The sequence below is a fragment of the Xanthovirga aplysinae genome (assembly GCF_009711365.1).
In the GTDB taxonomy this organism is placed as follows: domain Bacteria; phylum Bacteroidota; class Bacteroidia; order Cytophagales; family Cyclobacteriaceae; genus Xanthovirga; species Xanthovirga aplysinae.
Genome location: NZ_SMMB01000884.1, coordinates 1 through 5,097 on the forward strand (window position 1 = coordinate 1; position 5,097 = coordinate 5,097).

Below are 5,097 nucleotides of genomic sequence, written 5' to 3' on the forward strand. Positions count from 1 at the left end.
CCCACTTTTTATTGTTTAAGCCATTTTGAATTTTTATAGTTCATTTTAACCTTTCGAGTTGAATTTACTTTAAACTCCAATTAATAGATGTCTATCCTTGGTCATACAAAGATTTGGTATTGAAAAAGCAGTTGCTTACTACAAATAATTTGAACTTACCTATCGCCTCCAAAAATCTGTCAAATTGGTTCAGAATTAAACTTTCCAAAAATCTCAACGATTTTCTTAGCTCTGTAATCAAAAATTTCATCGATTCTAGAGCGAACAAATGGCAAGAATATTCTACCCAAAATTCCTAGAGGCAATTCGAAACTTACTTTATCTTCCAACAACACTCCCCCTGGCAATTCTTTAAAGTGATGTTCATGATGCCAAATCCTATAAGGCCCTTTTCGTTGCTCATCTATAAAAAACCTTTCTTTTTCAATATGAGTAATTTCAGTAACCCATTCCATTGTATATCCAAAAAAGGGAGAAACCTTATAACTAATGAACATCCCAGGATACATTTTTTCTGGCAAGGATGAGGTAATAACAAAATTCATATAATCAGGAGTAATAACGGCTAAGTTATTAGGAGAGGAAAAAAACTCCCAGGCTTCCTGAATACTTCCTGGAATCAATTGTTGGGTTTTAAACACATTCATCTCATTAATTTTCGACCAAATAAATATCAACTATTTTCATAAAGTTCGAAGATTAAAACCCAGAAACTTCTGACCATTCCTCTATTCCTTTTAATTCGTTCAAAGTATAGTTGTTTGGATTGTTGGTGGTATTTTTAAAATCCACAGTGTACATTTGTTCCACCAAACGCTTACTTAGTATTTAAAAATCTAATCCATTTGAAACCACAAAGGGTAGTAATCACAGGACTCGGCGCATTAACTCCAATTGGGAATAATGTAAAGGAGCTATGGGAAAATTTGAAAAAGGGAAAGAGTGGAGCTGCTCCTATTACTAAATTTGATGCTTCCGCATTTAAAACACAGTTCGCTTGTGAAGTCAAGGAATTCTACCCTGAAAAATATTTTGACCCCAAATTACTTAAGCGTTTGGACCCCTATAGTCAATATGCGTTATATACCGCCCGGCAAGCTGGAATGGATGCCCAACTTAAATTAGAAACCGGAGAAAATACCAGAAAAGGTGTAATTTGGGCTTCCACAAATGGAGGAATTTCCACCTTTGAACAACAACTCAAAGCTTACCATCTGGAAAACGATCCTTTGGCCTTTAATCCTTTTTTTATATCACGAACAATACCCGATTCAGCAGCAGGTCTCATATCTATAGAATTCAACTTTAAAGGGGTGAACTTCTGTCCTGTGTCAGCTTGTTCTTCGGCATCCACAGCTATAATTGAAGCTTTCAATCATATTCGTTGGGGAAAGGCCGATCAGATTATTACAGGTGGTTCCGAGGCAACCATTACCCCTTCTAAATTTGCGGGATTAAATGCTGTAAAAGCCTTATCACAAAGGAATGATTCACCAAAAACGGCATCCAGACCTTTTTGTACCGAACGAGATGGATTCGTTTTGGGTGAAGGAGCAGCTGCTCTTGTATTAGAATCCCTGGAACATGCCCAAAAAAGAGGGGCCCAAATTTATGCTGAAATAGTGGGAACTGCACTTACGTCGGACGCTTATCATATGACGGCAACTCATCCCGAAGGGGAAGGCGCCTTTCATGGAATGGCACAAGCACTGGCTGAGGCCGAAGTATCACCCGAAAAGATCGATTATATCAATGCTCATGGAACCTCAACCAAATTGGGAGACATTTCTGAGATTAAAGCTATCCATCGACTTTTTGGTGATAGCCCTCAATTTCACATCAGTGCTACAAAATCAATGACTGGTCATTTATTGGGAGCTTGTGGAGCAGTAGAGGCAGTAATTTCAACCCTTGCCATTCGAGAACAATCCGTTCCTCCCACCATCAATACAGACAACCCTATTTCAGAAATCCCAAAATCATTCAATTTTACTTTAGAAAAAGGATTAAATCGCAAGATTGATTATGTCATGAGCAATGTTTTTGGATTTGGTGGGCACAATTCAAGCATAATTTTTAAAAGGTATAAGGAGGATGGAGAATAACGATGTAATTCTATTTGAACTAGGAAGCTAAACCAATGACCAATACCTCGCATTTCCATTTTGATTCGGAATACCTGCTTAGATCATTAAACAATATTGAACTAAGGAAAAAATTCAATTTTAAAGGGCGCCCTTGAACTTTATCAGTTCTTCCCCAATAGAAAAAAGAACTTAATTTCCTTTCCAATCATAAGAATGTATAGCAATTGGTAAAGCTTGTCTTTTTTGAAAATAAGAAAGATACAATTCACTAAATGCCAGGCGTTCTTTAAGGGTGGTTTCGTAGTTATTATTAAAAGCTATTATTAATTCACAGATTTCCCGAACAGCATTATTTTCACCTGTAAAGCCTGTAATGTAATCACACATAGCATGATTAATAACAAATCGACTGAATACAGGAGAAGCAGGCCGTTTGACCAAAAATCGAAGACCACATTTTTCTGCAACTGGTAAGTCTAGAGCATCATCAAAAACATAAGCTACTTGATGAGGTTTGATACTGTACTCTTCCACCAAATGTTCTAAGGCCCGTCCTTTATCAATATAACCTAAATAAATGGCATGAAAATGTTCCCTTTGGGCCAATTCCAAAGCCACTTTATTATTAGCTCCTGTCACCAATGCAGTAAATGGTAATTCCTGATTTTCCATCCAATGACTAAATCGCAAAAGATTAACTCCCATTGCATCAGGTTCCGCAAACAGACTTACATTTTGTCCCCCTTTTATTCCTCCGTTAAAAACTCCATCCCAGTCAAATAGGTAAACCTTTATTTCATTTTTTAATTTTTTGGCTATCACTTCAGGAGAAGAAACAAACTGGCCTCCCGCTTTTGTGAATAAATTCACCAATTCATCCATTCTTTTATTAATTCAGATCTTGAATATCTAGTATCCCAATGGGTTGTCCTTTTTCAGTTACTAAAAGGTTATCCACCTCATATTTATGAAATAATTGCGAAGCCCTATTTAATAAATCATAACTATCTACACTAATTGGACGGTTATAGTTTAATTGAGCCAGGTTCTTCTTTAACACCTCTCTTCCCTCCTTCTCCAGTAGCCTACGTAAATCTCCATCAGTGAAAACTCCTAAAACATTTTCCTCCTGATCAAATCACTGTAATGCAACCAAAGCCATACTCGGTCATTTTAATAATGGCTTCTGGCAAAGGAACTGATGCATAAACTACCGGATTCACCCCATTTATCACATCTTTTACCCGACGCGTCATTAAACGTTTATGTTCAAAAAACTGATCAGTACCCATAGTGGTAAAGTGATTTTCTGTTAACCGTAACATCACCTTATAAGGGACAGTAATGGCATGAACTCCAATATTAATGGCATTTCGCACATGTTCAGGATTCCGAACAGAAGAAAACATTACCTTGGTATCATAACCATAGTAGTTTACTGCCTGCACACATTGCTCCACTAACTGAAGGGCATCATGACCTTGATCCTGAAGTCGGCCTACCAACGGACAAACGTAAGTAGCCCCTGCCAACATGGCCATATATGCCTGTTGTAAGGTGTAAACCAAATGAACATTCACCAATATTCCCTCATCAGTCAATTTTTTACAGGCCTTCACCCCCTCTACAGACACAGGAATTTTAAAAATCGTCCTTGCTTTTTCCAATCCTTTACCCAATAGCCTTTTCACTTCTAAATAAATTTCTTCAGCACTTTCCCCTAGGGCTTCCACCTGTAAAACCGGAGCCATTTTTGACAACCTCACTATTGTTTCATCATTATTTTCAATTCCTTCCCTATGAATAAAGGTAGGAGTAGTAGTTAATCCACTAAGAAAACCAAATGAAAAAGCTTTTTCGATTTCATCGAAATTTGCTGAATCGAGATAAAGTTCCATGTTAATATTAATTCAATAATTTTAAGGGGATATTTTTCAAAAGATGTTGAGCAAAATGATATGTCAGGTCAATGAATGTCCATTGATAGTTACATCCATTTTGCTTTATTTTTCTCTTCTCATTTTAAATGAGGGGAAGATCACTAAGAGGGAGACACAAAACTTATTGTCTCTTTTGTCTACTTTCCTTTACACACCTTTCATCTCCGGAACAAGGGGCATTTTGTTATCCTCCCTTTCCACAACTTCATCAAGAACTCTATTACGATATCTCACTTCCAAGGCATGAATTTCAATTAGGGGCTCAATTAATTTTTCCAAATTCCCAATGGGTAGTTGACTGGAGGCATCACAAAGGGCGGATTCAGGATTCGGATGAGTTTCTATAAATAGACCATCCACCCCAGCTGCAACCCCAGCCCGAGCAATGGTAGGTAAATATTCACGGGAACCTCCTTGCGGATTTGAACTGGGAATGCCATACTTTCTAATGGAATGGGTTATGTCAAATACAAGAGGAAACCCTGTTTGACGTAGGTGGTAAAAACTTCTAGGATCAACGATTAAATCATTGTAGCCGAAGGTATACCCTCTTTCTGTCACAATTATCTGCTCATTTCCGGCCTCCACACATTTTTGGACAGGTTTGATCATATTTGCAGGAGCAAGAAACTGCCCATGTTTCAGGTTTATAGGTTTCCCGGTATTTGCAGCGGCCAAAATAAGAGAAGTTTGCATGCAGAGATAAGCAGGAATTTGAATTACATCCAAAACGCCGGCAACAAGACCTGCATGCGAAGGTTCATGAATATCTGAGATCAAAGGTAGATTGAATTCTTCCTTTATTCGCTGAAGTATTTTTAATCCTTTATCTATTCCTGGTCCACGATAATATTGCAATGAACTGCGATTATCTTTTAAAAAAGATGATTTGAATATAAGAGGAATCCCCCAACGGTCGCTTATCATCTTTAATTTTTCCGCAGTCCGTAACATAACAGACTCCTTCTCAATTACACAAGGGCCAGATATGAGAAATAACTTATTAGACCCACAGGAAATATTGCCGACCTTGACCGTCTTCGTTTCAATCAATTTATTAGTCTTTTAAA

General features: G+C 37.5%; 6 protein-coding genes. 1 reads left to right on the forward strand and 5 read right to left on the reverse strand.

Going from position 1 to position 5,097, the window contains the following annotated elements; all coding sequences use genetic code 11:
* Positions 1-179 precede the first annotated feature (179 nt).
* Positions 180-647 carry an SRPBCC family protein gene (locus E1171_RS07360; protein ID WP_155205366.1) on the reverse strand — a complete coding sequence of 156 codons (468 nt, stop codon included), beginning with the start codon at positions 645-647 and terminating at the stop codon, positions 180-182.
* 198 nt (positions 648-845) lie between these two features.
* Between E1171_RS07360 and fabF the strand changes: the two genes are divergently transcribed.
* Positions 846-2,105: a beta-ketoacyl-ACP synthase II gene (gene fabF, locus E1171_RS07365; RefSeq protein WP_155205367.1), complete on the forward strand. Its 1,260-nt coding sequence runs from the start codon at positions 846-848 to the stop codon at positions 2,103-2,105.
* 171 nt (positions 2,106-2,276) lie between these two features.
* Here fabF and E1171_RS07370 read toward each other — a convergent pair whose 3' ends face one another.
* The 4 genes from E1171_RS07370 to kdsA form a co-directional block, all read right to left on the reverse strand.
* Positions 2,277-2,969 (reverse strand): phosphatase, encoded by a 693-nt coding sequence (locus tag E1171_RS07370; protein ID WP_155205368.1) that lies wholly within the window; start codon positions 2,967-2,969, stop codon positions 2,277-2,279.
* Between the two features lie 7 nt (positions 2,970-2,976).
* Positions 2,977-3,147 (reverse strand): CBS domain-containing protein, encoded by a 171-nt coding sequence (locus tag E1171_RS24435; protein WP_246164216.1) that lies wholly within the window; start codon positions 3,145-3,147, stop codon positions 2,977-2,979.
* 73 nt (positions 3,148-3,220) lie between these two features.
* Complete coding sequence (locus E1171_RS07375; protein WP_246164218.1) at positions 3,221-3,985, reverse strand: transaldolase family protein; 765 nt, start codon at positions 3,983-3,985, stop codon at positions 3,221-3,223.
* Positions 3,986-4,174: 189 nt separating this feature from the next.
* Positions 4,175-5,080 (reverse strand): 3-deoxy-8-phosphooctulonate synthase, encoded by a 906-nt coding sequence (kdsA, locus tag E1171_RS07380; protein WP_155205369.1) that lies wholly within the window; start codon positions 5,078-5,080, stop codon positions 4,175-4,177.
* Between the last annotated feature and the right edge of the window lie 17 nt (positions 5,081-5,097).

Bases quoted from the DNA above. Each gene is read 5' to 3' on its own strand.
- E1171_RS07360 (WP_155205366.1), bottom strand. From the start codon at position 647: ATGAATGTGTTTAAAACCCAACAATTGATTCCAGGAAGTATTCAGGAA.
- E1171_RS07370 (WP_155205368.1), bottom strand. From the start codon at position 2,969: ATGGATGAATTGGTGAATTTATTCACAAAAGCGGGAGGCCAGTTTGTT.
- E1171_RS07375 (WP_246164218.1), bottom strand. From the start codon at position 3,985: ATGGAACTTTATCTCGATTCAGCAAATTTCGATGAAATCGAAAAAGCT.